Genomic DNA, 24196 nt, shown 5'->3' on the forward strand with positions numbered 1-24196 from the left:
GCAAGCGGAGCGGGGTTGGTCACTTGGCTCGCGCGGTTGGTGGCGCGCTCCGCCGTCACGGCTGCCGGAGCTTGGCGGACGAACGGTCGCGTCCTGGAACCCGGTGGGGCGGGTGGCCTCTACGGTTGCACGCGGCGGTCGCCAAGCCCGTCCTATCCTCGTCGCCTCAGCTCAGGAGCCTTGCCCGCATGGCCATGGAACCCTTCCCTTCAGCGGCCCCAGCCGAGGCACCCGCATCGGCTGCGCTCAAACGGACCATCACCCTGCCCATGCTGCTGTTCTTCATCCTCGGCGATGTGCTCGGCGCCGGGGTCTACGCCCTGGCCGGCACCATCGCCGGTCGCGTGGGTGGCGCCATCTGGGCGCCGCTGCTGATTGCCCTGTTGTTCGCCCTGCTCACGGCCGCCTCCTATGCCGAGTTGGTGACCAAGTATCCCAAGGCGGGCGGCGCGGCGGTGTTTGCCGAACGCGCCTTCGGCCGGCCCTGGTTGTCCTTCCTGGTGGGCTTCTCGATGCTGGCCGCCGGGGTCTCCAGCGCCGCGGGGCTGGCGGTAGCCTTTGCCGGCGGCTATCTGCAGGCGCTGGTGCCCTGGCCGCCCGGCTGGGTCTGCCTGGGCTTCCTGTTGCTGGTGGGGTTGCTCAACGCCCGTGGGATCAAGGAGTCGCTCTCGGTCAATCTGGTGATGACCTTGATCGAATTGTCCGGCCTGGTGATCATCATCGTCGCGGCCGGCTGGTTCGTGCTCAAGGGCCAGGGCGATCCGGCGCGACTGCTGGAGGTCGATGCGCCCTCGGCCGGCGTGGCCATCCTGAGCGCCGCGCTGCTGGCCTTCTATTCCTATGTCGGGTTCGAGACCTCGGCCAACCTGGCCGAGGAGGTGCGCGACGTCAGCCGCGTCTATCCGCGGGCGCTGTTCGGCGCCTTGCTCATCGCCGGCCTGGTCTATGTGCTGGTCGGGGCGGGTGCGGCCCTGGTGCTGCCGGTGGCGCAGCTCAAGACCTCCGGGGCGCCGCTGATGGACGTGCTGGGCGCCTCGGGCCTGGGCGTGCCGACCCGGGTGTTCGCCGTCATCGCCTTGATCGCGGTGGCCAACGGCACCCTGCTGACCCTGATCATGGCCAGCCGCCTGGCCTATGGCATGGCGCGCCAGGGTCTTTTGCCCGGTCTGTTCGGCCGGGTACTGCCCCGCCGCCGCACGCCTGGGGTGGCCATCCTCGCCACCACCGCCGTGGCCATCGCCCTGACCTTCACCAGTACCCTGGACGTGCTGGCCGAAACCGTGGTGCTGCTCCTGCTGGTGGTGTTCGTCAGTACCAACCTGGCGGTGCTGGTACTCAAGCGTGAGCGGGTGGCGCACCCGCACTTCCGGGTGCCCTGGATCTTCCCGCTGCTGGCCCTGGGTTCCTGCGCGCTGCTGATCGCCCAGCAGGGGGCCGCCACCTGGTTAAGAGCCGGGCTGATGTTGCTGGTGGGCGGCGTGCTCTACGGCTTGACCCGGCTGGCCGGCGCGCGCTCGGCCGCGGCGTGAGGCCCTGGCGCTGGCCGCTCAGGAGGCGACCAGCGCATACAGGGCCTGCATGTCGGCAGGCTTGGTCAGGTGATGATCGAAACCGGCCGCCAGGGCTTCGGCCTGGTCCCGTGTCTGGCCCCAGCCGGTCATGGCGATCAGCGTGATCGTCCGGCCCGCGGGGGTCTCGCGGATCGCTCGCGCCAGTTGATGACCGGTCAGGCCCGGCATGCCGATATCGGAGATGACGATGTCGGGGCGATAGCTATGGAAGGCGTCCAGGGCTTGTTGGCCGTCATAGGCGACCCTGACCTGATGACCATCCAGTTCCAGCAGTTCGGCGATGATATCGGCGATGTCCTGGTTATCGTCCGCGACCAGGATGCGGCGCTTGGCCGCCGCTGGCGCTATCGCCGCGGGCGGTTCGGGCTCCTCGGGCAGGGGCGGCGGCGCGACGGTGATCGGCAGGGTCACGGTGAAGCGGCTACCCAGGCCGAGCCCGGCGCTTTCGGCGTGGATATCACCGCCCTGTAGTCGCGCCAGCTCGCGGGAGAGGGCCAGGCCGATGCCCAGTCCCGCCGAGCGTTCCGCCTGGCGCGGGTCGATCTGGCCGAACATCTGGAACAGGGCGTCCAGGCGCTCGGGGGCGATGCCGATGCCGTTATCGGCGATCTCCACCCGTACCTCTTCGTCCACCTGCCGGACGTTCAGGGTGATCCGGCCGCCCCTTGGTGTATAGCGGGCGGCATTGCCCAACAGGTTGAGGAAGACTTGCTCCAGGCGCAGGGCGTCGGCATACAGCCAGACCGGCGTGGTGGGCAGGTGCAGCTCGAAGGCCTGGTCCTTCTCCTGCATCGAGGCCTGGGCGGCATCGGTGGCCGAGGCGAGGATGGACTGCAAGGTGATGAAGGCGTTGTGCAGGGTGATCCGGCCAAAGGTGATACGGGAGATGTCCAGCAGGTCGTTGAGTAAGGCGCCCATGCGCTCCACCTGCCGCTCGATGGTCTGGCAACTGCGCTGCTGCTGTTCCGACGAAGCCGTTGGCGCGGCGATCAGGGCCGCCGCATGGCGAATGGGCGCCAGGGGATTGCGCAGTTCGTGGGCCAGGACGGCGAGGAATTCGTCCTTTTGGCGATCGGTGTCGCGCAACAGCTCTTCCTGGCGCTTGCGCTCGCTGATGTCCAGGAACCAGACGGCCACGTTGCCATCGAAGGGCGTCGCGTTGACCTGTAGCCAGCGGCTGGTGCCGGTGGCGTCCGGGCCCTGCAATTCCGTCGACCAGGTGGCTTCGCTACCGCTGCGCTCCTGGCAGAGCTGGAGGATACGGGGGCCGGCCCAGTCCAGCGTCACCGTGGCAGCGGGCGTGACGTCTGCCGCGAGGCCCAGCGTGAGGGTGCCGATGGGGTTGAGATAGTCCCAGGCGAAGGTGTCCTCGACCTCGGGCACGGCGATGCCAAAGCACACCAGCGAACTTTCCAGGGCCACGCGCAGGCGCCGCTGCGAGCGCAGCGCCGCCTCCTGGATGCGGGCGCGGTCGATCACCAGGACGGCCTTCGAGGCGCAGAGATCGGCCAGGCGTTGCTCTCGCGCAGTGGGTTCGCGCGGCTCCGGCAACTGAATCGTCAAAGCGCCGAGGGTGCCGTGCAGGGCGCTGTGCAGGGGCACGGCATGCAGGGCGGCGAAGCCTTCGTCGCGACCGATGGCGGCCAGCGCGGCGAAATCCGGCGTGGTCTCGAGATCGCGAACCACGACCCGGCGCTGGGTACGGATGGCGGTGTCGCAGGCGCTTTCCGCGGGCATCAGGGCGGCCAGTCGCGCCCGGGTCTGGGCGGAAAAACCGGCGGCGAAATACAGCTGTGGCCGTTGGTCGTCGTCCAGCAGCGACACGCAGCCGAAGGGCGTCTGGTGGAAGCGACACAGCACCCCCAGGATCTCCTGCAGCTGTTGCGGCAGCGACGGGAGTTGCAGCAGCCGATGGTTCAGCCGCTGCAGGATCTCCAGATCGGCCACCTGGAGTTTCAGCTCCTCCTGGCTCTGCTGCAGTTCCCGCAAGTAGTCGTCGCGCTGTTCTTCGGTCAGGCGGCGCGCGTCGGCGGCGGTCAGCAGCGCCTGGCCCACCTGCTGGATCTCCAGGACATCGCTGTCCGGCAGGACCGGCGTTCGCCGCTGGCCGAGCGCCAGTGCCGCCTCCTGCAGTGCCTGGACCGGACGGCTGATGCGCCGCGCCAGCACCAGGGTGACCACCCAGGCGAAGACGACCGAGAGCAGCAAGCCGCCGCCATAGAGCGCGAAGGAACGGGTGGCTGCCGCCGAGACCTCGGTGGTGGGTATGCCGGTGGTTACCGTCCAGCCGGATTCGGGCAGGCGCACGAAGGCCGTGTAGACGTCCCGGCCTTCACGGGTCCGGGCCACGCCGATGCCTTCCTCGCCGGGTTGCGCCAGGATCTTCGCCAGCCCCGGCAGGGCTGGTTGGCCGAGGGTTTCCGCATGCAGCGCGGTGCGGGCGATCCGCAGGCCGTTACGGTCGAACACCGAGCCGACCCAGTGCTCGGGCAGGGTGCGGGTCAGGCGCGCCGCGCGGATGCTGTCCGGTGTCATCACGGCGGTGAGCACGAAGCCCACCTGGCCATAGTGCAGTACCGGTACCCGCACCGGAAAGGCCAGCAGCCCCGTAGGACCCTTGGCCAGTTGCCCGACCACCGGCCGGCGCTGGGCGATCACCTCGGCGAAGCTCGCCGGTTCGGCCAGGGGACCTCCCGGTGCTTGGCCTTGCGTGGAGATCCGCCGCACGATCTGCCCGTCGGGGGTGGCGAGCAAGACCGTGTGCCAACCCGGTACCAGCGGTAGCACTCGCCCGACCAGGGTGGCGAAGTCGTCCAGATTGCCGGCCAGCAGCAACGGGGACTGGGCGAGCGCCTGCAGGATGGTCACGGCGCGGCGCAATTCGCTTTCGATGGTGGTGGCCGCCTGGCGGCTGGATTCCAGCGCCCGTTGTTCGGCTTCGTGCTGCTGGTGTTGCACCAGCAGCACGAAGCCTAGTCCGGCCACCAGGGCCAGGGGGACGATCCCGGCGAAGGCGATCGCCAGCAGGCGGTTGCGAAGAGGAGTCAGGCGGGCAGGGGGACTGGTCGACGGCGGCATGTCGGCCTCAGTGGCGGAAAGTTGGCATTCTAGCTAAAGCATAAAGGGGGTCTTGTCGAAAAAACGTTGCCTTCGCGGGAGGGGGATTCCCGTGGAGCCCGCGCCCGCTCTAGGTTAGGGCTGTAAAGGAGGCGGCCGTTCATCGGCTATTAACGGTAGGTTCAGCAGGCATCCAGACCGCCGAAGAAAGGAACCGAACACGCCTGTTCTGCCCTGGGTTGCTCCATGCGTACCCTGAAGCTCGCCAGCGAAGCCGGTTCGGCGCTGACGGAGATCGCCCGCTCGATCACCGAGATCAACGAGCGCAATTTCCTCATCGCCACGGCTTCGGAAGAGCAGGCGCAGGTCGCCCGTTCGGTGGATTTCAACCTGGTGAGCATCCGCGACCTGTCGATCCAGGCCTCCGCCGGTGCGCACCAGGCCTCGGTGGCCGCCCACGAGGTCGCGCGCCTGGCGGTGGACATGAATCGCCTAACGGCGCGCTTCTCGGTCTGATCGACCCCGATCCTGCTACTCGCAAGGCCCTGCCCGCGTTAGCCGCGGGTAGGGCCTTTTGGTGTGGATCTTCGTTACCCGTGACCGACGGCGCGGCGTTAGAGCTCTGCCGCGACGACCTGGGCCCGTCCTGCGCGCTTGGCCTGGTACAGGGCGGTATCTGCCCGCCGGATCAGCTCATGGACATTGAGATGGCCATCGAGGCAGTGGGCGATGCCAATGGACGAGGTGGTCTGCAGGGTCATGCCTTGCAGTTGCCAGGGCTCCTGCAGCGCGAGGCAAAGGCGTTCGGCGAGGGTCAGGGCGGCAGCGGGCGAGGTGTCGCCGAGGAACACGATGAATTCGTCACCACCGATGCGGCCGAACAGGTCTTGCTCGCGCAGGCAGGCCTTCACCCGTGCCACGAAGGCCACCAGCAGGAGATCGCCGAACTCATGGCCTAATTCGTCGTTGATGGCCTTGAAGCGATCGAGGTCCAGGTAGCAGAGGGCGCAGGGCTGGGCACTGGCGCTGCTGGCCAGATAACGGGCGATCTGGTCGAGGATGCTGCGGCGATTGGCGACACCGGTCAGGGCATCCAGATAGGCCAGCGACCTGAAGCGCCGTTCGCTTTCCTGCAGGGCCGTCTCGGCCAATTTGCGTTCGGTGACGTTGCGACTGACGATGGTCAGCAGCCGGCGCTCGCCGTGGGCGTCGAAATGCGGCGTCTTGACCACCTCCCAGGTATTGATGCGTGCATCCGGCCCCATGAAGGACTTCTCGATGAGCGTCGGCTTACCATTGCTCCAGGCCAGCTCGTCGGTCTGGATGTTGTAGCGGAAGGCGTCGGCCAGGTCCGGAAAGCGCTCGACCAACTCGGCATCGGTGATCCCGAGGTAGTCGAAGCCGACCATGGCGTAGGCCTCGAGGACGATGCGATTGACGAACAGCCAACGCCCCTTGCCGTCCTTGGCGATGATGAATTCCTGGATCGAATCGAGCAGGGCACGAAGATCAACGTCAGTTTCGACGGGGGACATGGATGGGGCCTGAAGTCGTACGTATGGCAGGTTATCGGCCTGCGGCGACTGGAGCTGAGGACCCGGCCTGGCCATCTTTAGCGGCTTGCCGACGAATGGCATGGCGGCCAGGCCTTCGCCTTTGACGCCGGCAAGCGAGACGGTGGTGATCGAGCGCCGCGCGGACCGGAACCAAGGCCGCTGCGCTAGGCCGAATCCTGGGATCATCAGCTGCCAGATGTACCCCTTATGCAGACCATTACAAGAGCCCCCACCGGCCAGCACACCGGGTCCAGCCCGGTCGCTTTCGCGCCCGCCCGATCGCTCTACCAGGAGCTGCTGGCAGAGCGTCCCTCCGCCAGTGCCCGGGAGCGGGCGCTGCACTACCTCGACGACCAGTTGCAGGCGGTGAGTGCCCTCAGCGCCGACCTGCCGGACGATCCCCAGGGCCTCGAAGCCTGGATGCTGGAAAACACCGCTCGGGTCGGCGCCCAGTACCGCGACTACCTGGCCGCCCGCAAGGCCGGGGCGCCGCGCCGCTACTTCGGCAGCAAGGCCCATGCGCTGCATTTCCTGAGGGGCGTAGCGCCCACCAAGCTGGTGGACGGTGCCTGGCTCTATGGCACCCTGGACCACTGGGACGACCTGCGCTATCGCGCGGCCATCCAGATCTATCTGGAAGAGCTGGGCGATGGGCAGCCGGACAAGAACCACGTGGTGCTCTATCGCAAGCTGCTGGCCACCCATGGCTGCGAAGACCTGTCGCGCCTGGGCGACGACCACTACGTGCAGGGTGCCATCCAGCTGGCGCTGGCCTACAACGCCGAGCACTGCCTGCCCGAGGTGATCGGCTTCAACCTCGGCTACGAGCAGCTGCCGCTGCACCTGCTGATCACCGCCTATGAACTCAACGAACTGGGCATCGATCCCTATTACTTCACCCTGCACGTGACTGTCGATAACGCCGGCACCGGTCATGCGCGCAAAGCCTTGCAGAGCGTGCACGATGCCTTGCCCGCCGAAGGCCGCACCGCCTTCTATCGCCGCGTGGTGCAGGGCTATCTGCTCAACGAGCTGGGCGCCAGCACCACCTCGGTGATCGGCAGTTTCGACCTGGAGCAGGAGGTGATCGAGGTCCTGGCGGAAAAAAGCAACGTCGGCCGTTACGTGCATTCGGACTATTGCCGCATCGGTGGCCGTAGCGTCAGCGATTGGCTATGCGATCCCGCGCAGATTCCCGACTTCCTCGCGGTGATGCAGGAGCAGGGCTGGATCAAGCGCCACGAGGACCCGGCCAACAGTCGCTTCTGGCGGCTGATCCAGGGCGAGCGCGCCGAGATGTTCGGGGTCTTCACCGTCTATGAGCAGCAACTGATTCACGACTGGATCGCTGGCGATTTCGTGCATAACGGCGCCCGCCAGCAGGCCGCCAGTGAGCGGGTGGCCGTGCTGCCGCGCCGTGAGGTTAGTTTTCGCGCCCGGCAGCGCCAGCAGGAACGCCTGTACCCGGCGCTGGAAGCGGGGCAGGGCATGGCCGCCAATGCGAACCAGGCCCAGGCGAGCGACTTCGATCGCGAAGAGGCCGCGCTGGAGCGGCGGCTGGCGAGCCAACCCAGTCGCGCAGCCGCCATGGCGCTGCTGGTCGAGCAGCTGTCGCCGGCGCGCCATCACAGCCGCACCGGCCTGCTGGCGACGCGGTTGTTCGTCGACCTGCTCGGCTGATTCTCTACCAGGACCTGCGAGGGTCCTGTTTCGTTTTGATTGTCACTCAAGGATCTACCCGTGACGGCCATGGAACATTCCGCAGTCACCGCTGCCACCCCCGATCCCGCGGCGGCGCTGAAGCTACTGATCGAAACGCTGCGCGTGGCGGACTATCACTTCATCACCCCGACTCCAGCATCCCATGCCCGGGTCAACGCTCGTCCCGGCAATGCCTGGGCGCAGGACCTGCAAGGAATCTTCGGCTGGAGTCGGCCGTTTTCCGGTGATCTGCTGCCGAAAGCCCTCATCGAGGCGCTCGTTGCCGCTGAACTGCTGACCGCCGTACCGGGTGGCTGGCGCAGCCGGGTGCGGGTATCCAGTCTGGGTGACCAACTGTTCGTGCATTCCGCCTATCCCACCGAGGACGCCGATGCGGTGTTCTTCGGCCCCGACACCTATCGCTATGCCAATGCCCTGGAAGCCCAACTGCGCCATGACACCGGCGCCATCCGCCGGGCGGTGGACATCGGCAGCGGGGCCGGTCCCGGCGCCGTCCTGGTGGCCCTGGCGCGGCCTGATGCCGAGGTCTTGGCGGTGGACATCAACGAGCGCGCCCTGACATTGACCCGGGTCAATGCCGAGCTGGCCGGTGTCGACAATCTGAAGGCGTGCTACAGCAACCTGCTCAAGGACGTGGACGGTGACTTCGATTTCATCCTGTCCAATCCGCCCTACCTGGTCGATCCGGGTGAACGTGCCTATCGCCATGGCGGCGGCCCGCTGGGCGCGGGGCTATCGCTGGCGATCCTGGATACCGCGCTGCAGCGCCTGGCGCCGGGCGGCACCCTGCTGCTCTATACCGGCGTCGCCATGGTCGAGGGGCGCGATCCCTTTCTGGAAGAAGTGCGCGCACGTCTGGTTGGCAGTGAGGTCGCCTGGCGCTATCGCGAACTGGATCCGGATGTCTTCGGCGAAGAACTGGAGGCGGGCGTCTACGCCCATACCGACCGGATCGCCGCGGTCGTGCTGACGGTGACTCGACCGGCTTGAGAGGCGTGGGAGCGGCTACACTGGCGGGCGGACCTCATCCTCGCCAGTGCCCAGGAGCCTGATATGCAATTGCTGCTGAACCAGACCTCGCCCTACGCCCGCGCCGCGCGCGTCACCGCCCTCGAAGCCGGCTTCGGCGAGCGCCTGGAGCTCCTGCGGAGCGATCCCTGGAACGAGGATGCGCAGTTGCTGGCGGCCAATCCGGCCAACAAGGTGCCGGTACTGATCACCGACGAGGGTACCGCGCTCAGCGAAACCCTGCTGATCTGTGTCCATCTGCATCAGTTGGCGGGCGGCAGCCCGCTAACGGCGGAGCGGCTGCAACTGGCCGGCCTGGGCCAGGGCCTGATCGACGCTGCCTTCGGCACCGTCATCGCCCGCAAGCATGGCGGTGCGGCGCAGGATGAGACGGTTCTCGGCGCGCGGCGCCTGGCGGCCATCGACCGGTTGTTGGCGCGCCTGGAAGAAACTGCCGCGCTGGACGCCGAAGACCTCGATTTTGGCCATTACCTAGTGGCTGTCGGGCTCGACTACCTGAGCTTCCGCCTGCCGGAGATCGACTGGTCCGCTCGTGCGCGGCTGGTGGCCTTTCACCAGCGGCTCCTGGCACGTCCCAGCTTCGCCGCGACGAGCTTCCAGTAAGGCGTAAAAGCCCACGCGGCGGCCCCCGCCGACCGCGTGGTAAAACCCTAGAGCTCGATCAGGATCTTCAGCTGGGTCCCGGCCTTGTCCAGCAGCGCCTCGAAGCCCTGTTCAACCACGTCGTCCAGGGCGATATGCCGGGTGACGATCTTCTCCGCCGGTAACTGGCCGCTGGCGATAAGGGCCGCCACCTGGGGCCACATCAGGGTGGAGTAGGCCCAGGAGCCGCGCAGGTCGACGTCCTTGTAGGTCAGGGTGAAGCCATCCAGCGCCGGCGGCTTGCCCTGCATCCCCACCTGCACCACCACGCCCTGGCGGCGCACTGCCTCCAGGCATAGCCCCAAGGGCGCCTCGGCGCCGACGCACTCGAAGGCCACGTCCACGCCGACACCCCCGGCGGTGTGGGCGCGCACCTCGCGCAGTATGTCGGTGCTGCCGGGATTGAGGGTGATGAGGCCGTCCACCAGGCGCTGGGCCATTTCCAGGCGGTTGTCGTTGAGATCGACCAGGAAGATCCGGGTAGCGCCCGCGGCACGGGCGGCCAGGATCTGTAACTGGCCGATGGGTCCGGCACCGGCCACCAGCACGCTGTCGCCGGGTTTCACCCCGCCGCGGTGGACGGCATAGACGGCGACCGCGGTGGGTTCGATCAGCGCCGCGTGTGCGGTGCTGAGATCGTCCGGCATGGGCACGGCGTTGTAGTCCTCCACCAGGGAATACTCGGCCATGCCGCCCCAGGGATGGGACAGGCCGATGATGGCCAGTTGTTCGCTGAGCTGGTACTGGCCGCGGCGGCCGTAGTAGTCGTCCCGCGGCGAGACCATGGGCTGGATGGACACCCGGTCGCCGGGCTTGACCGAGGTCACCTGGCTGCCCACTGCCTCTACCACCCCGGAATACTCGTGGCCGAGGATCTGCGGCACCTTACCGCCGGTATAGGGGTGCGGTTCGGTGGGGATGAAGATGGGGCCGCCGACATACTCGTGCAGATCGGTACCGCAGATGCCGCAGAACTGGTTTTTCACCAACACCTGGGTAGGGCCCGGCTCGCCGGGCGACGGGATGTCTTCCACCCGGATATCGCGGGCGGCATGGAAACGAGCAGCTTTCATGATTCGACTCCTCTAGCGTTCGCAGCGGGGCAGAAAGGCCTGGATCAGGGCGTTGACCCGGTCGGCGGCCTCCATCTGCACCATATGGCCCTGGCCTTCCAGGATCTCGACCTGGACGGCCGCGGGTAGACCTTCGGCATGCTGGACCGGAATGATGGCGTCGACCTTGCCCCAGATCACCAGGGTGGGCGGATCGCCACCGAGTACCTGGCGCAGCACCTGGGCTTGCTGGCCGTTGGGGAAGAGGTTGCCAGCCAACTGATTGAGCGCCTGGTCCACGCCTTCCAGGCGCTTGTACTTGAGCAGGTCTTCCAGCAGTGGCCGGGTGACCAGGCCGGGATCGCTGAAGAGCAGGCTGACCGGCCCCTTGAGCTGGTTGCGGCTGGTGGCGGCGACGAAGCCTTCCAGGTAGCTGCCATTGATCTCCGATCCCAGTCCGGCGCTGCCGATCAGCACCAGGCCGGCGACCCGCTGCGGCGCGGTCTGTGTCAGGTGCAGGGCCACGGCGCCGCCCATGGAGTGACCGACCAGCACGGCGCGGGGGATGTCCAGGTGATCGAGGAGAGCTAATACCGCAGCACCCAACTCGGCAAGGTTGCCGGTGGCCAGGCGCTTGCCGGACTGACCGTGACCTGGCAAGTCCAGGGCGATCACCCGGCGCTCGGCGGCCAGGGCCTCGTGGTTGAACAGCCAGTTGTCCAGATCGCCGGAAAAACCGTGGATCAGTACCAGGGGCAGGCCGCCTTCGCCGCGCTCCAGATAGCGCAGCGGACGTCCGTCGATCTCCACCCGTTGGGCCTGGGGGCCTGTATCCGCAGCGTCTTCGCCACCGGGTACGAAGTCTTCCTGGAAGCGCGCGATCACGGCATCGATCTCGGCATCGCTGGCGTCGCCTTCCACCACGATGGCCAGCAGGGCGCCTACCGCAAGGGTCTCGTCCTCGCGGGCCAGGCAGCGGCGCAGGGTGCCGGAGAAGGGCGCCTCGACGCTGCTGCTGATCTTGTCGGTCTCGACGTCGAGCACCTCATCGCCCTTGGCGATGGGGTCGCCCTCGGCCTTGAGCCAGACGTTGACCCGGCCCTCGCTCATGGACAGGCCCCACTTGGGCATGGTCAGGGTATGGATCTGGCTCATGCGGCCTGCCTCCCCTGGGTGATCTTCAGCACGGCGCGCTCGATCTTGGCCGCGTCGGGGATATAGAGGTCTTCCAGGGCATCGGAGAAGGGCACCGGGGTGTGCGGCGCGGTGACCAACTGCACCGGGGCGCGCAGGTCGTCGAAGGCGTGCTCGGCAAGCAGGGCGGCGATGTCGGTGGCCACCGAGCAGCGCGGATTGGCTTCGTCGATGACCACCGCGCGGCCGGTCTTCTCGACGCTTTCCAGGATGCTGTCTCTATCCAGCGGGCTGGTGGTGCGCAGGTCCAGCACCTCGCAGGAGACCCCCTGGCGCGCCAGGTTGCTGGCGGCCTCCATGGCCAGGTGCACCATGCGGCCATAGGTGATGAGGCTGACGTCGTCGCCTTCACGCAGGAAGCTGGCCTCGCCGAAGGGAATGGCATAGGACTCCTCGGGCACCTCGCCCTGCATCCCGTAGAGCAGCTTGTGCTCGCAGAAGATCACCGGGTCATTGTCGCGGATGGCCTGGATCAGCAGGCCCTTGGCGTCATAGGGCGTGGCCGGGCAGACCACCTTGAGGCCGGGGATATGGGTCCACCAGGAGGTGAGCATCTGCGAATGCTGGGCGGCGGCGCGGAGGCCCGCGCCGACCATGGTGCGCAAGACCAGCGGGGTGACCGCCTTGCCGCCGAACATGTAGCGGAATTTGGCCGCCTGGTTGAGGATCTGGTCCAGGCAGCAGCCGGCGAAGTCGACGAACATCAGTTCGCACACCGGGCGGGTGCCGCGGGCGGCGGCGCCTACCGCGGCGCCGACGTAGCCGAGCTCCGACAGCGGGGTGTCCAGCACCCGCCCGGGAAACTTGTGGTAGAGGCCCTTGGTGACCCCGAGTACGCCGCCCCAGGCGTCCTGCTCGCCAGGCGCGCCGGCACCGCCGGCGTTGTCTTCGCCCATGAGGAAGACGGTGGGATCGCGGCGCATCTCCTGTTCCAGGGCTTCGTTGATGGCTTGCTGGTAGCTGATCTTTCTGGCCATGGTGGCGCTCCTTGTTGTTCTCTGATCAGGCGTAGGTGACGTAGACGTCGGTGAGCAGGTCTTCCGGGCCAGGCTTGGGATCGGCCTTGGCCTTGCGCACGGCGTCCTCGATGAGCTGCTCCACCTCCTGGTCGATACTGTCGAGCAGGGCGGGTTGCAGCTGGCCGGCGCGCGTCACCCGCTCGCGGAACTGCAGCAGGCAGTCGCGCTGCTCGCGGGCCTGCTTGACCTCGTTGGGATCGCGATAGGTCTGGGCGTCGCCTTCGAAGTGGCCGAAGTAGCGGGTGAACTTCACCTCGATCAGCGAGGGGCCTTCGCCGGCCCGGGCGCGGGCCACGGCGGCCGCGGCGGCTTCATGGACGGCGAAGAAGTCGAAGCCGTCCACCGTCACCCCAGGCATGCCGAAGCCGGCGGCGCGATCGGCGATGTGGTCGCAGGCCACCGACCAGTTCGAAGCGGTGGCCTCGGCGTAGCCGTTGTTCTCGGCGACGAAGATGCACGGCAGATTCCACACCGAGGCCAGATTCATGGCCTCGAACACCGCGCCCTCGTTGGAGCCGCCGTCGCCGAAGAAGGCCACGGCCACAGCGTCGCTGCCCTTGAGCTTGGCTGCCAGGGCGGCGCCGACTGCCAGGGGCGCTCCGGCGCCAACGATGCCGTTGGCCCCGAGCATGCCCTTTTCCAGGTCGGCGATGTGCATGGAGCCGCCCTTGCCCTGGCAGACCCCGGTCTTCTTGCCGTAGATCTCGGCCATCATGCCGTAGACGTCCACGCCCTTGGCGATGCAGTGGCCGTGGCCGCGGTGGGTGGAGGCGATGCTGTCCTCATGGCCCAGGTGCGCCATGACACCGGCAGCCGAGGCTTCCTCGCCGGCATAGAGGTGGACGAAGCCGGGAATCTCGCCGGTGGCGAATTCCACGTGCAGCCGCTCTTCGAAGACGCGGATGGTGCGCATCACCCGGTAGGCATGGCTCAGGTTTTCAACGCTTACGGTCTCGCTCATCTTATTGTTCTCCAGGATTGCCGAGGGCCGACGCGGGCCGGCGGCGGACCAGCAGGCGCTGCTGCGCCGCCAGCTCCAGTACCCGCTCCACGTCGATGCTCAGGGGGCCGTCGAGGTCCAGCGTCACCTGGGGACGCGCCTCGGGGCCGAATTCGATTTCCCGCTCGCCGTCCAGCGCCAGGGTGCCGGCGGCCAGCGCCAGGGTGCGCGGCTCGCCCGGCAGCAGCAGACCGCTGGCGGCGATCCCCGCCTGGGCCAGCACACCGGGGGCGAGGGGGACGGTCAGTTGCGCCGGGGCCTCCGGCTCCAGCCGCACCCAGCCGCCATGGGCAGCGCTGCGCGCGACGGGGTGCCAGAGACCGCAGAGGGCCGAGAGGCCGATGGCCCAGGGCTCGGCGAAGGTGGTGAAGACCTCGGCCAGGTCCTCCACCCGGGTCACCGCCCGGGCGCCAAGATAGGCCTGTCGACAGACCGCCACGTCCACCAGCGCCCAGTCACGAATGCCGCGCTCGGGCACTTCCACCTGCAGCCGTTTGTTGCGCCGTAGCGCCAGGGCCGGATCGACCTTGCCGCTGGCCACCAGGCCACCGGCCAGCCCCGCACTGGTGGCCTCGCGCAATTCGGGAAAAGCGTTGTTGGTGCCGGTGGACAGGGTCAGCAGCGGCAGGTCGCCCACCTCGGCGGCCACCGCCTTGTGGGTGCCGTCGCCGCCGAGCACGGCGATCACCGCCGCGCCCTGGGCCAGCAGCGCCCGCGCCGCGCGACGGGTGTCGTCCACCGTCTGGGTCAGCGGCAGGTCGAGAAAGGTGAGTTCCGGCCAATGCTGCTCGCGCGCCTGGCGACTGCCACTGGCCTTGAGCACCGCGGCGGCGATGCCGGTCATGTCCGGCGGCAGCAGCACCCGCTCCACGCCGGTGGCGCCAAAGGCCGCCAGCAGACGCATCACCACCCCGGCCTTGTCGGTGCTGGAGGTGAGGGCGGCGTTGCCGGTCAGGCGGCGCAGGTCACGGCCCGACGCCGGGTTGGGCAGGATGCCGACGGTTATGGGCATGGCTGACCCCTCAGGGCCTGGCCGCCGGTCGCCGGGACCGGGCCGCTATGCCGGATTGCGCTCATGGGGCTGGCCCTCTTGTCGTTGTCATGGGAGCGTCGCAAAGCCCTGAGCAAGGCCGGTGCCAGGTTGGCTGGAAGTGCCTGTAGCCCAGTAATGGCGCGGATTATCGGGGAGGAGGGCAGTGGTGCTCGGCGCGGTTGGCCGAGCCGGGGCGTCTCAGGACTGCAGCGGGACGCTGAGACCTTGAGACGATTCGTCTCAAGGCGCGGCGGACTTGAAGGCGGCGCCCCAGGGGCGCTAAATGGACGACAGAACAATGACCGGCCTTCCACGCCATGACCGGACCTCAGGGAGAGACACCCATGCTGTCTGCCCAGGCGCATCACCACGCCCGTGCCATCGACCAGGCCCTGCGCGCTCCGCTGCGCAACCCCGGCCCGCCCGGCCGCATCCTCGAATCCTGGCGCCGCTCCTTCGAGCAGCACCACCTCGATCCGGGCTGCCTGCAGGGTCCGCGCATCCTCTCGTGCTACGAACTGCGCCAGCATCAGCAGGCGGCGGAAGACTTCCTGCGCGTCGCCGATGGCGAACTGGGCGCCCTGCATGCGCGAGTCGAGGCGGCCGACTATTGCGTGCTGCTGGCCGATGCCCAGGGCCAGACCCTGGACTACCGGGTGAGCGATCGCCTCGGCGAAGAGTGCCGGCGCGCCGGGCTCTACCTGGGCACCTGCTGGTCGGAACGGGAGGAGGGCACCTGCGGGGTGGCCGCGGTGCTGACCGACCGGGTACCGGTCACGGTGCACAAGGCCGATCACTTCCGCGCCGCCTTCACCGGCCTCACCTGTACCGCCGCGCCGGTGTTCGCGCCGAATGGCGAGTTGCTCGGGGTGCTGGACGTCTCGGCGCCGCGCTCGCCGGACGACCGTCGCAGCCAGCTGCTGATCCAGCAATTCACCCGCGACAGCGCCCAGCGCATCGAGAATGCCTATTTCATGCACAGCGTCCAGGGCGACTGGGTCCTCTGCGGTCACGCCCAGGCCAGCTACCTGGAGACCCAGCCGGAGTGGCTGCTGGCCTGGGACGCCAGCGGCCGCCTGACCGGCTTCAATCGCCCGGCGCGGCGACTCTGCCTCGAGCAGCTCGGCTACCTGCCGCAGCGGCTCGACGAGTTGTTCGGCCGCGATACCGTGGCGCGACTGCGCGAAGACGATCCTGAACCCCTGCGCCTGGGCGAGGCGCACCTCCACGCCCGGGTGCGGGCGCCGCGGCGGCGGGTGGCGACGGTCATCTCCCTGGTCCGGGCCCCGGTCGACGTCGAGCCCGAGCAGGAGCCGAGGGTGACCCAGGCCCTGGCGACTGCCCAGCGTCTCCATCGCCACGGCCTGCCGATCCTGGTCACCGGCGAGACCGGCACCGGCAAGGAGGTCTTCGCCCGCGCCCTGCACCAGGGGGGCGATCGTTCAGCAAAACCCTTCGTCGCCCTCAATTGCGCGGCGCTGCCGGAAAGCCTGATCGAGAGCGAGTTGTTCGGTCATGCCCCCGGCGCCTTTACCGGCGCCCAGCGCCAGGGTCGCGAGGGCCTGATCGTGGCGGCCGACGGCGGCACCCTGTTCCTCGATGAGATCGGTGACATGCCCCTGTTGTTGCAGACCCGCCTGCTGCGGGTGCTGGCCGAGGGTGAGGTGCTGCCGGTGGGTAGCGCCCAGCCGCGGCGGGTGGACGTGCGGCTGGTCTGCGCCACCCACCGGGATCTGGCGGAAAGAGTCGCCGCCGGGTTGTTTCGCGAAGACCTGCTCTATCGCCTCAATGGCGCCGTCTTCCAGCTGCCACCATTGCGCGAGCGTGCCGACCGCCTGGCGCTGGCGCGGCGGCTGCTTGAAGAGGAAAGCGGCGAGCGTCCTGCGCCAGAGCTGGCGCCCCAGGCGCAGGAGGCCATCCTCGCCCATGACTGGCCAGGCAACGTGCGCGAGTTGCGCAACGCGCTGCGTTACGCCTGCGCCCTGTGCGACGACGCCCTCATCACCCTCGATCACCTGCCGGCCAGTCTGAAACCCACTGCCGCTCTGGCTACCGAGCCGCCACCCGCGGTCGACAGTCTCGAGCGGCGGGCGATTCTCGCCGCCCTGGTCCGGCATCGCTGGAAGGCCATTCCCGCTGCCCGGGCGCTCGGCATCTCACGGGCGACCCTCTATCGGCGCCTCAAGCTGCATGGCATCGTCATGCCGCATCGACAGCCCGGGGACCAAGAGCCTGCTTAACGTCTGCTGCGCGTCGACCAAACGTCGTTGAAAACGGCCTGGGTCGCCAGCCCGGCCTGGGCGGCTCCGTCGCACTGCTCATTACCATTTGTAAGCTCGTTCGCGAACCCGGTCCGCTTCCTCTGCCGTTTTCGCGGGGCGGCCTGGGCCTCGCTTGTCGCTAGCTCGCCAGACTTTGAACAGGCTCTAACGGATGGCTGAGCCGGCTCCGGTATCAATGCCGCGAGGTTACCAATCCTGCCGCACCGCTTCCGGGCCCCACGATGACCAGTCCGGCGAGCCCTGCATGGCGTCGCACGGCGGCTTCGAGGCCAGCGACGAGGGCGTCGCGGCTGCACAGCAGCGCGGTTGGCGCCACCTCGTCCAGCAGGGTCGCCAGCTCCGGCCACACCGGCTCGATTGCTGCCTCGAGCTCCAGGCGCGGCAACAGCGGCAGTCCCTCCGCCAGCATCACCTGGCAGTGCCCGTACAGGTCGGCATTCGTCAGCAGGGCATCCCGTTCCGGCCCCGACACCAGCATGATGCGGCGGTGACCGAGCGCCAGGAGCTGCCGGGTGGTCCGCGCGATGCGCTGGCCGCGTCCCCGGGCCGCCAGAGCGCGAATGGCTTCGGCGCTCGGACCCAGGGTTTGGTTCGAGGGGGCGAGGGCGCTGAACAGGTGGACGAGTGGGCGGGAATCCATCGGCAGCCTCTGCCACGGCGTGAGCGGTCAAGAGATCCAGCGTGCCGGAGGCTGATGGCAGCTTCGTGACAGTATCCCGTACCGTCCTCTCGCGCCCGACCAGGAGTCCGTCTTGGTCCGTACGCGAGCGCAACGCCCGGGAGCGGTCTTGCGTTCTCGAGCGAGCCGGCTAGCCTGAAATCGAGGTGTTCTGTCTCAGAGAGGCATGGCATGGACAAATTGCATGAGCGCTTGGCCCAGCTGGATCCACCCCTGCGCCATCGGCTGGAGCGTCAGGCGGACGGTCTGCTGATCATCCTCATCGATCCCGAGCATAACGCGTGGGTATCGCGCTTTATCCGCTCGGATGAGCTGCGGGTCGAGCGGATCAATCTGGTCCTGTTGCACGCTATCAACGAATTGCGGCGCAAGGGTGCCTACGTCCCGCTCAACAAGGACAGCGTGTTCATCAACGACCTGTCCGACGAGTGCATCAGCTTTCACGGCTGAACGCTCAGTCTTCCAGCTCCATGTCCAGCAGCGCCGCGCCCAGGCCCTTGCCGTGGGCATCCAGCGCCAGCGAGCGGGTGACGCCGCCGCGCAGGGCGCCGGGCAGCACGAAATTCAGCGCACCCAGCGCGGGCAACTCGTAGCGGCGCACGGGCGCGGCGTCGGCGGGTCGGCTGTCGGCGAACCAGGCCGCCACCCGTTCCGCCGTGAGCGCCTGGCGCAGGCGGTCGAAGTCTTCGCGGCGATAGGCGATCACCGCCATGTTCGAAATGTCTCCCTTGTCGCCAGTACGGACGTGGGCGATCTCGCGCAGTTTCATGGCAGCGTCTCCAGTTCCAGGGTAGGGGTGACGGCCGCCCGCGGCCACAGCAGCGACGCCACGGCGATGACTTCGCGCACCGCCTTGGTGGCACCGCCGCCGCCGGCCGGGCCATTGGTATAGAGGGTTTCTACCTCGTTGCCGATTTGCACCGCTGCCGCGCGGGTAGCGCAGCGCCCTACCACCCGCAAGCGGACTTCCCAGGGTTCGTCGGTAGCGCGCGCGGCCAGGGTCGCGCCGTGCAGGGCGTCGCAGCCGATCAGTTCGCAGCGCAGCTCCTCGACCGGTACGCCGCAGTGTTGCAGACGCTCGCGGACCACCTCAGCCGCCAGGCGGGCGCGGGCCAGGGCGCCTGGTCCGGCATAGGACAGCTGGCCTTCGCCATGCCAGCCGTCGCGATAACCCACCGAGACCTTGAGCTGCGCGGGACGCGCCTTGCCCCGGGCTCCGCTGACCGCGACCCGGTCCGGCGCGGACTGCTGCAGGGCAACGCCGGAAAAGTCGGCGGTGACGTCCGGCGTCAGATAGGCCGCCGGGTCGTGCACCTCATAGAGCAGTTGCTCGGTGCAGGTCGCCGGCGTCACGCAGCCGCCGGAGCCCGCGACCTTGGTCAGGGTCGCCTGGCCCTCGGCGTCCACCTCGGCCAGGGGAAAGCCCAGGCGAGCGAGGTCGGGTACGTCCTTGTAACCGGGATCGGCGAAGTAGCCACCGGTGACCTGACCGGCGCATTCCAGCAGATGACCGACCAGGGTGCCGCGCCCGCGACGTTCCCAGTCATCCGCCGCCCAGCCGAATTCATGCACCAGGGGCGCGAGGAACAGCGAGGGATCGGCTACCCGGCCGGTGATGATGACATCGGCATCCGCTTCCAGGGCCCGGACGATGCCTTCCACGCCCAGGTAGGCGTTGGCCGAGATCACCCGGTCGCCCAGTTCGGCTAGGGTCTGGCCGCTGTCCAGCAGGGCGTCGGCCGGCAACTGGGCCAGCACGTCGTCGCCGGCCACGGCAGCGATCTTCAGCCCGGTGACGCCCAGCTCCCGCGCCAGGGCCGCGACCTTGCGCGCCGCAGCGGAGGGATGGGCGGCGCCCATGTTGGTGATCACTCGCAGGCGCGGTCGCCCGGCCTGGCGCAGCAGCGGCAGGATGCGGCGCATCCGTGCCTCCAGCAGCGGATCGAAACCGGCCTCGGGATCGGCCAGTCGCGCCTGTTGCGCCAGGGCGATGGTGCGTTCGGCCAGGCATTCGAACACCAGGTAGTCGAGGCGGCCATGCTCGGCCAGCTCCACGGCGGGTTCGATGCGATCACCGGAATAGCCGGCGCCGCAGCCGATGCGAAGAAGACGGCTCATCTAGAAGACTCCCAGGAGCAGGGCGGTCAGGGTCATCAGCACCGAGGCCGCGAACAGGAAGGGGATGGTGAAGCGCTGGTGATCGGCCAGGTCCAGCTTGCACAGGCCCACCAGCAGGAAGGTTGCCGGGGTCAGGGGGCTGACCGGGAAACCGGTGGTATGCACCCCGAGCAGCGAGGCCTGGGCGACCTGCACCGGGTCGACCCCCAGGTTGCGGCCGACCTCGGCGATCACTGGCATGACGCCGAAGTAGAAGGAATCCGGATCGAACAGCAGGCTCAGCGGCATGGACAGGAAGCCCACCACCGCCGGGATCAATTGCCCGTGGCCAGCCGGGATGCCCGCCACCGCCACCTGGGCCATGGCCTTGAGCATGCCGCTGCCCTGCATGATGCCGGTGAAGACCCCGGCGGCGAAGAGGATGCTGGCCATGGTCAGGGCGGTCTTGGCATGGGCGTCGATGCGCGCCTTCTGGGCGTCCACCGAGGGGTAGTTCAGGCACAGCGCGGCCACGGTGCCGAGCATGAACATCACCACCGGATCGACCCAGCCGGCGATCATCACGCCCATCACCACCAGGGTCAGCAGCAGGTTGATCCAGAAACGCCCGGGGCGGCGCAGGGCGCGCTCGGCATCGCTGAGTACCCGCTCCGGTGCGGCACCGGCCCCCTCGGCATTCAGCCAGGGGGCCTGGCCGGCCAGGGTCAGGCGCTTTTCTTCACGACGACCGAGCCACCAGGCACTGGCGAAGACGAAGGCCAGACCCACCAGCTGCACCGGGATCAGTGGCTGGAACAGCTCGGCCACCGGTACGTGCAGGGCGGCGGAGGAGCGCAGCACCGGGCCCGTCCACGGCAGGAAGTTGACCCCGGCGGCCATGGCGGCCACGCAGGCCAGGATGCGCCGGTCCAGCCCGAGGCGGGTATAGAGCGGCAGCATGGCGGGGATGGTCACCAGGAAGGTCACCGCACCGGAGCCGTCCAGGTGCACCAGCAGGGCGAGCAGGGCGCTGCCGCAGACGATGCGCGTCGGCCGGGTCCCGACGGTACGCAGGATGCGGTCGATGATGGGATCGAGCATTCCGGCGTCGGTCATGATGCCGAAGAACAGAATGGCGAAGACGAACATGCCGATCACCGGGGCGACGCCCTTGATGCCGGCGATGATGAAGGCGCTGGTGCCCAGGCCGAAGCCACCGATCAGGGCCGCGGCGATGGGAATGACGATCAGGGCGACCAGGGGCGAGACGCGTTTGCTCATGACCGCGACGAGCAACGCGAGAATGGTGACGACACCGAGCAGGGCGAGCATGGCGGACTCCTTGGGCCGTGGCACGGCAGGCGGGCGCACGGGAGGTTTTGTTGTTGTGGGTCCAGTATTCGAAGACGCCGGATCTCCTGTAAATTGGAATCTTCCGAAGCAGCGTTCAGAAAAACAAAATGAAGAATCTGCTCCAGCACGTGCAGGCCTTTCTCGCCGTGGCCCGGCAGGGCTCCTTCGCCCGCGCGGCCGAGGAGCTGCATCTGTCCCCTCCGGCGCTCACCGTGCAGATCCAGCAACTCGAAGCCTGGCTGGAGGTGCAACTGCTCGAACGCACCCCGCGGCGGGTCCAGCTGACCACTGCCGGTGAAGAATTGCGCGGTCCCCTGGAACGAATCCTGCTGGACCTGGGCGATGTCCAGATCCACGCCCGGGACCTCGCCGGCCTGCGCCGTGGACGGATCACCCTGGCGGCCTTGCCGTCGTTCTTCATGGGGCCCTTTCCCGGGTTGCTGAAGACCTTCCAGGCCCGTCATCCGGCCATCGAGGTCCGCCTGCAGGACGTGGTGGCCGGTAGAGTCGAGGCGCTGGTCCGGGAAGGGCAGGTGGATCTGGGCATAGGCGTCCGGCCGCGGGCCGTGGGCCTGGACTTCCAGCCGCTGTACGTTGATCACCTGCAGCTGTTCGTCCCCCGCGACCACCCCTGGGCAGGCCGCACCGACATCACCCTGGCCGAACTCGACGCCGTACCCCTGCTGCTCACCGGTCGTGACAGCAGCGTGCGCGAGTGCCTGGACTTCGCCTTTGCCGCCGCCGGCCTGCGCCTGGTGGCGGCGCTGGAGGCGAACTACATGAGCACCCTGCTGGCCTTGGTGGCGGCCGGCCAGGGCCTGGCCCTGCTGCCGGAATCGGCCGGTGGCGAGGCGCCGGTGGTGGCCCTGCCGGTCCGTGGCGAGAGCCTGGCCCGGCCGCTGGGCATCCTGACCCCCAGCGGCCGCAGCCTGACCCCGGCGGCCCAGGCCTTCGTCGCCTTACTTCGGGAGCGGCTGCAGGCAGGCTAATAGTCGAAGGGCTGCCCCAGCTCCTGTTGCAGCCAGTCGAGAAAGCGGCGTACCCGGGCGTAGCGCGAGTGTGCCCGGGGAAACACCAGGTGGTGCGCGGCCACCGGCAGGTCGTCGTCCTGGGGCAGCACCCGCACCAGATCGCCGCGGGCCAGATAGTCCGCCGCCAGCACCGTGCTCTCCAGGGCGAAGCCCAGACCATGGCGGGCGGCTTCCAGGGTCATGTAGGAGCGATCGAAACTCAGGGTATAGGGCCGTTCCGGCAGCGCCAGGCCCTGCTGGGCGAACCAGTTGGGCCACTTCATCAGGGTGGCTTCGGACAGGATCAGCTCACTGTGCAGCAGATCCGCCGGTGACTGGACCGGACGTTTTTCCAGCAGCTGCGGCGCGGCCAGTACCGCCAGGCGTTCGCGCTGCAGGGTGCGGATCTCCAGGTTCGGCCAGCTGGGCAGGCCGTGGCGGATGTCGATGTCGACCTTGTCGCGGCTGAAGTGCAGGGATTCGTAGGAGCAGGAGAGATTGATCTGCAGGTCGGGATGACTCTGGCGGAACAGCTCCAGCCGCGGCATCAGCCAGAGCAGCCCGAAGCTCGGCGCCGAGTGCAGGCGCAGGCATTCCAGGCCGGCATCGCTGGCCGCGCGATCCGTGGCCATGGCCAGCCGGTGCAGCACCTCGCTGACCTCTTCGAGGTATTGCTCGCCGGCGGGGGTCAGGGTCATGCCTCGGGCACCGCGGACGAAGAGGGCGCGACCCACCAGGGCTTCCAGCTTGGCCAGCTGATGGCTGACCGCGGAGGGCGTCAGCGCCAGCTGCTCGGCGGCGCGGGCGACGTTGGCGAAGCGAGCGGTCTGCTCGAAGGCTTGAAGGGCTTTCAGGGGTGGCAGGGACAGCGTCTTGCTGGAATCCATGGGGGCGCGGCTCCTGTGGCCAGTTCGGGGCTGATTGTCGACAGGCCTGGCTGGTCTGCCAAGCCACAGGCATGAATTTTTTTCAGCACGGTCTGACGCAGGCTGCGTTGCTGGGGTCCTGGGGCAGGGGCACTCTGGCCCTCAGCGACAGCCCTCCACAACAACAAGAAGGATAGCGTCACGCCCCTGAATGCCCTGCTGCTGCAAGACAAGATCGCCCTCGTCACCGGCGCCGCCTCGGCGCGCGGCATCGGTCGGGCCACGGCCCAGGCCTTCGCCGCCCAGGGCGCGCGGGTCATCATCCTCGACCTCGATGCCAGTGCCGCACGGGATGCCGCCGCCAGCCTCGGCGAAGGTCACCTGGGCCTGGCGGCCAACGTGGCCGACGAAGCCCAGGTCAGGGCCGCGGTCGACCAGGCGCTCGCTCAGTACGGTCGCCTCGACGTGCTGGTCAACAATGCCGGCATCACCCAGCCGGTGAAGACCCTGGAGATCGGCCGCGCCGACTACGACCGCATCCTCGACGTCAACCTGCGCGGTACCCTGCTGATGTCCCAGGCGGTGATCCCGGCCATGCGCGAGCAGGGCGGTGGCAGCATCGTCTGCCTGTCCTCGGTGTCCGCCCAGCGTGGCGGTGGCATCTTTGGCGGTCCGCACTACAGCGCCGCCAAGGCCGGGGTGCTCGGCCTGACCAGGGCGATGGCGCGGGAATTCGGGCCGGATGGCATCCGCGTGAATGCCCTGACTCCCGGCCTGATCCAGACCAATATCACCGGCGGACTGATGCACGACGAGCGCCGCCAGTCGATCATCGACGGCATCCCGCTGGGTCGCCTCGGCGAGCCCAGGGACGTGGCCAATGCCGCGCTGTTCCTGGCCAGCGATCTCTCCGGCTACCTGACCGGCGTCACCCTGGACGTCAACGGCGGCATGCTGATCCACTGATCGCCCCTTCGTTTTCAACGCTCTGCATCGACAAGGGCGCCCGCGGCTGCGGCGCCCATAACAACAAG

General features: G+C 68.3%; 20 protein-coding genes and 1 pseudogene. 9 read left to right on the plus strand and 12 right to left on the minus strand.

Annotation, left to right across the window (positions count from 1 at the left end; translation table 11 throughout):
- Nucleotides 1-188: 188 nt before the first annotated feature.
- Nucleotides 189-1529, plus strand: a complete 1341-nt coding sequence (locus tag RND78_RS15085; protein WP_312729889.1) for an APC family permease — start codon at nucleotides 189-191, stop codon at nucleotides 1527-1529.
- Nucleotides 1530-1547: 18 nt separating this feature from the next.
- Here RND78_RS15085 and RND78_RS15090 read toward each other — a convergent pair whose 3' ends face one another.
- Nucleotides 1548-4649 (minus strand): ATP-binding protein, encoded by a 3102-nt coding sequence (locus RND78_RS15090; RefSeq protein WP_312729890.1) that lies wholly within the window; start codon nucleotides 4647-4649, stop codon nucleotides 1548-1550.
- A 231-nt stretch (nucleotides 4650-4880) separates the two neighbouring features.
- Between RND78_RS15090 and RND78_RS15095 the strand changes: the two are divergent.
- Nucleotides 4881-5144 (plus strand): annotated as a pseudogene (locus tag RND78_RS15095) (methyl-accepting chemotaxis protein); the annotation flags it as partial.
- Between the two features lie 98 nt (nucleotides 5145-5242).
- Here the strand turns inward: RND78_RS15095 and RND78_RS15100 are convergent.
- Nucleotides 5243-6163: a GGDEF domain-containing protein gene (locus RND78_RS15100; protein WP_312729891.1), complete on the minus strand. Its 921-nt coding sequence runs from the start codon at nucleotides 6161-6163 to the stop codon at nucleotides 5243-5245.
- A 228-nt stretch (nucleotides 6164-6391) separates the two neighbouring features.
- Between RND78_RS15100 and RND78_RS15105 the strand changes: the two genes are divergently transcribed.
- From RND78_RS15105 to RND78_RS15115, 3 genes are all read left to right on the plus strand, one after another.
- Nucleotides 6392-7864 (plus strand): iron-containing redox enzyme family protein, encoded by a 1473-nt coding sequence (locus tag RND78_RS15105; protein ID WP_312729892.1) that lies wholly within the window; start codon nucleotides 6392-6394, stop codon nucleotides 7862-7864.
- Nucleotides 7865-7933: 69 nt separating this feature from the next.
- Nucleotides 7934-8896 (plus strand): methyltransferase, encoded by a 963-nt coding sequence (locus tag RND78_RS15110; RefSeq protein WP_312730210.1) that lies wholly within the window; start codon nucleotides 7934-7936, stop codon nucleotides 8894-8896.
- 63 nt (nucleotides 8897-8959) lie between these two features.
- Nucleotides 8960-9538 carry a glutathione S-transferase family protein gene (locus RND78_RS15115; RefSeq protein ID WP_312729894.1) on the plus strand — a complete coding sequence of 193 codons (579 nt, stop codon included), beginning with the start codon at nucleotides 8960-8962 and terminating at the stop codon, nucleotides 9536-9538.
- A 47-nt stretch (nucleotides 9539-9585) separates the two neighbouring features.
- On the opposite strand, the gene RND78_RS15120 is transcribed toward RND78_RS15115, so the two are convergent.
- Genes RND78_RS15120 through RND78_RS15140 form a run of 5 tightly spaced genes read right to left on the minus strand, consistent with a single transcriptional unit; the run spans nucleotide 9586 to nucleotide 14854 of the window.
- Nucleotides 9586-10650: a 2,3-butanediol dehydrogenase gene (locus RND78_RS15120; RefSeq protein WP_312729897.1), complete on the minus strand. Its 1065-nt coding sequence runs from the start codon at nucleotides 10648-10650 to the stop codon at nucleotides 9586-9588.
- Nucleotides 10651-10662: 12 nt separating this feature from the next.
- Entirely contained in the window at nucleotides 10663-11784 is a 1122-nt protein-coding gene (locus RND78_RS15125) for an acetoin dehydrogenase dihydrolipoyllysine-residue acetyltransferase subunit (protein WP_312729898.1), read from the minus strand.
- On the minus strand, nucleotides 11781-12800 hold the full coding sequence (locus RND78_RS15130; RefSeq protein ID WP_059229698.1) for an alpha-ketoacid dehydrogenase subunit beta: 1020 nt from the start codon (nucleotides 12798-12800) through the stop codon (nucleotides 11781-11783). The genes RND78_RS15125 and RND78_RS15130 overlap by 4 nt, the downstream gene beginning before the upstream one ends.
- Nucleotides 12801-12825: 25 nt before the next feature.
- Nucleotides 12826-13803 (minus strand): thiamine pyrophosphate-dependent dehydrogenase E1 component subunit alpha, encoded by a 978-nt coding sequence (locus RND78_RS15135; RefSeq protein ID WP_312729900.1) that lies wholly within the window; start codon nucleotides 13801-13803, stop codon nucleotides 12826-12828.
- A gap of 1 nt (nucleotide 13804) precedes the next feature.
- Nucleotides 13805-14854, minus strand: coding sequence for an NAD(+)/NADH kinase (locus RND78_RS15140; protein WP_312729901.1), 1050 nt, complete (start codon nucleotides 14852-14854; stop codon nucleotides 13805-13807).
- Nucleotides 14855-15219: 365 nt separating this feature from the next.
- Between RND78_RS15140 and RND78_RS15145 the strand changes: the two genes are divergently transcribed.
- Complete coding sequence (locus tag RND78_RS15145; RefSeq protein WP_312729902.1) at nucleotides 15220-17115, plus strand: sigma-54-dependent Fis family transcriptional regulator; 1896 nt, start codon at nucleotides 15220-15222, stop codon at nucleotides 17113-17115.
- Nucleotides 17116-17329: 214 nt separating this feature from the next.
- Here the strand turns inward: RND78_RS15145 and RND78_RS15150 are convergent, their stop codons facing one another.
- A complete protein-coding gene (locus RND78_RS15150) occupies nucleotides 17330-17797 on the minus strand; it encodes a substrate-binding domain-containing protein (RefSeq protein WP_312729903.1) in 468 nt (155 codons plus the stop codon).
- A 210-nt stretch (nucleotides 17798-18007) separates the two neighbouring features.
- On the opposite strand from RND78_RS15150, the gene RND78_RS15155 reads away from it, so the two are divergent.
- Complete coding sequence (locus tag RND78_RS15155) at nucleotides 18008-18286, plus strand: hypothetical protein (protein WP_312729904.1); 279 nt, start codon at nucleotides 18008-18010, stop codon at nucleotides 18284-18286.
- A gap of 4 nt (nucleotides 18287-18290) precedes the next feature.
- On the opposite strand, the gene RND78_RS15160 is transcribed toward RND78_RS15155, so the two are convergent.
- From RND78_RS15160 to RND78_RS15170, 3 genes are read right to left on the minus strand one after another with little or no spacing between them, the layout of a single operon-like run.
- Complete coding sequence (locus tag RND78_RS15160) at nucleotides 18291-18605, minus strand: hypothetical protein (RefSeq protein WP_312729905.1); 315 nt, start codon at nucleotides 18603-18605, stop codon at nucleotides 18291-18293.
- Complete coding sequence (locus RND78_RS15165; protein ID WP_312729906.1) at nucleotides 18602-19954, minus strand: acyclic terpene utilization AtuA family protein; 1353 nt, start codon at nucleotides 19952-19954, stop codon at nucleotides 18602-18604. Before RND78_RS15165 ends, RND78_RS15160 begins: the two co-directional genes overlap by 4 nt.
- Nucleotides 19955-21265 carry a citrate:proton symporter gene (locus RND78_RS15170; protein WP_312729907.1) on the minus strand — a complete coding sequence of 437 codons (1311 nt, stop codon included), beginning with the start codon at nucleotides 21263-21265 and terminating at the stop codon, nucleotides 19955-19957.
- Nucleotides 21266-21393: 128 nt separating this feature from the next.
- Here RND78_RS15170 and RND78_RS15175 point away from each other — a divergent pair, with 128 nt between their 5' ends.
- Complete coding sequence (locus RND78_RS15175) at nucleotides 21394-22275, plus strand: LysR family transcriptional regulator (RefSeq protein ID WP_312729908.1); 882 nt, start codon at nucleotides 21394-21396, stop codon at nucleotides 22273-22275.
- On the opposite strand, the gene RND78_RS15180 is transcribed toward RND78_RS15175, so the two are convergent.
- A complete protein-coding gene (locus tag RND78_RS15180) occupies nucleotides 22272-23183 on the minus strand; it encodes a LysR substrate-binding domain-containing protein (protein WP_158891010.1) in 912 nt (303 codons plus the stop codon). The two genes, RND78_RS15175 and RND78_RS15180, sit on opposite strands and share 4 nt — an antisense overlap.
- A 195-nt stretch (nucleotides 23184-23378) precedes the next feature.
- Here RND78_RS15180 and RND78_RS15185 point away from each other — a divergent pair, with 195 nt between their 5' ends.
- Nucleotides 23379-24128, plus strand: coding sequence for an SDR family NAD(P)-dependent oxidoreductase (locus RND78_RS15185; RefSeq protein WP_312730212.1), 750 nt, complete (start codon nucleotides 23379-23381; stop codon nucleotides 24126-24128).
- The last annotated feature ends 68 nt before the right edge of the window (nucleotides 24129-24196 follow it).

This window comes from Pseudomonas oryzihabitans (assembly GCF_032027545.1).
In the GTDB taxonomy this organism is placed as follows: domain Bacteria; phylum Pseudomonadota; class Gammaproteobacteria; order Pseudomonadales; family Pseudomonadaceae; genus Chryseomonas; species Chryseomonas oryzihabitans_F.

Bases quoted from the DNA above. Each gene is read 5' to 3' on its own strand.
- RND78_RS15085 (WP_312729889.1), top strand. From the start codon at position 189: ATGGCCATGGAACCCTTCCCTTCAGCGGCCCCAGCCGAGGCACCCGCA.
- RND78_RS15090 (WP_312729890.1), bottom strand. From the start codon at position 4,649: ATGCCGCCGTCGACCAGTCCCCCTGCCCGCCTGACTCCTCTTCGCAAC.
- RND78_RS15100 (WP_312729891.1), bottom strand. From the start codon at position 6,163: ATGTCCCCCGTCGAAACTGACGTTGATCTTCGTGCCCTGCTCGATTCG.
- RND78_RS15105 (WP_312729892.1), top strand. From the start codon at position 6,392: ATGCAGACCATTACAAGAGCCCCCACCGGCCAGCACACCGGGTCCAGC.
- RND78_RS15110 (WP_312730210.1), top strand. From the start codon at position 7,934: ATGGAACATTCCGCAGTCACCGCTGCCACCCCCGATCCCGCGGCGGCG.
- RND78_RS15115 (WP_312729894.1), top strand. From the start codon at position 8,960: ATGCAATTGCTGCTGAACCAGACCTCGCCCTACGCCCGCGCCGCGCGC.
- RND78_RS15120 (WP_312729897.1), bottom strand. From the start codon at position 10,650: ATGAAAGCTGCTCGTTTCCATGCCGCCCGCGATATCCGGGTGGAAGAC.
- RND78_RS15125 (WP_312729898.1), bottom strand. From the start codon at position 11,784: ATGAGCCAGATCCATACCCTGACCATGCCCAAGTGGGGCCTGTCCATG.
- RND78_RS15130 (WP_059229698.1), bottom strand. From the start codon at position 12,800: ATGGCCAGAAAGATCAGCTACCAGCAAGCCATCAACGAAGCCCTGGAA.
- RND78_RS15135 (WP_312729900.1), bottom strand. From the start codon at position 13,803: ATGAGCGAGACCGTAAGCGTTGAAAACCTGAGCCATGCCTACCGGGTG.
- RND78_RS15140 (WP_312729901.1), bottom strand. From the start codon at position 14,854: ATGCCCATAACCGTCGGCATCCTGCCCAACCCGGCGTCGGGCCGTGAC.
- RND78_RS15145 (WP_312729902.1), top strand. From the start codon at position 15,220: ATGCTGTCTGCCCAGGCGCATCACCACGCCCGTGCCATCGACCAGGCC.
- RND78_RS15150 (WP_312729903.1), bottom strand. From the start codon at position 17,797: ATGGATTCCCGCCCACTCGTCCACCTGTTCAGCGCCCTCGCCCCCTCG.
- RND78_RS15155 (WP_312729904.1), top strand. From the start codon at position 18,008: ATGGACAAATTGCATGAGCGCTTGGCCCAGCTGGATCCACCCCTGCGC.
- RND78_RS15160 (WP_312729905.1), bottom strand. From the start codon at position 18,605: ATGAAACTGCGCGAGATCGCCCACGTCCGTACTGGCGACAAGGGAGAC.
- RND78_RS15165 (WP_312729906.1), bottom strand. From the start codon at position 19,954: ATGAGCCGTCTTCTTCGCATCGGCTGCGGCGCCGGCTATTCCGGTGAT.
- RND78_RS15170 (WP_312729907.1), bottom strand. From the start codon at position 21,265: ATGCTCGCCCTGCTCGGTGTCGTCACCATTCTCGCGTTGCTCGTCGCG.
- RND78_RS15175 (WP_312729908.1), top strand. From the start codon at position 21,394: ATGAAGAATCTGCTCCAGCACGTGCAGGCCTTTCTCGCCGTGGCCCGG.
- RND78_RS15180 (WP_158891010.1), bottom strand. From the start codon at position 23,183: ATGGATTCCAGCAAGACGCTGTCCCTGCCACCCCTGAAAGCCCTTCAA.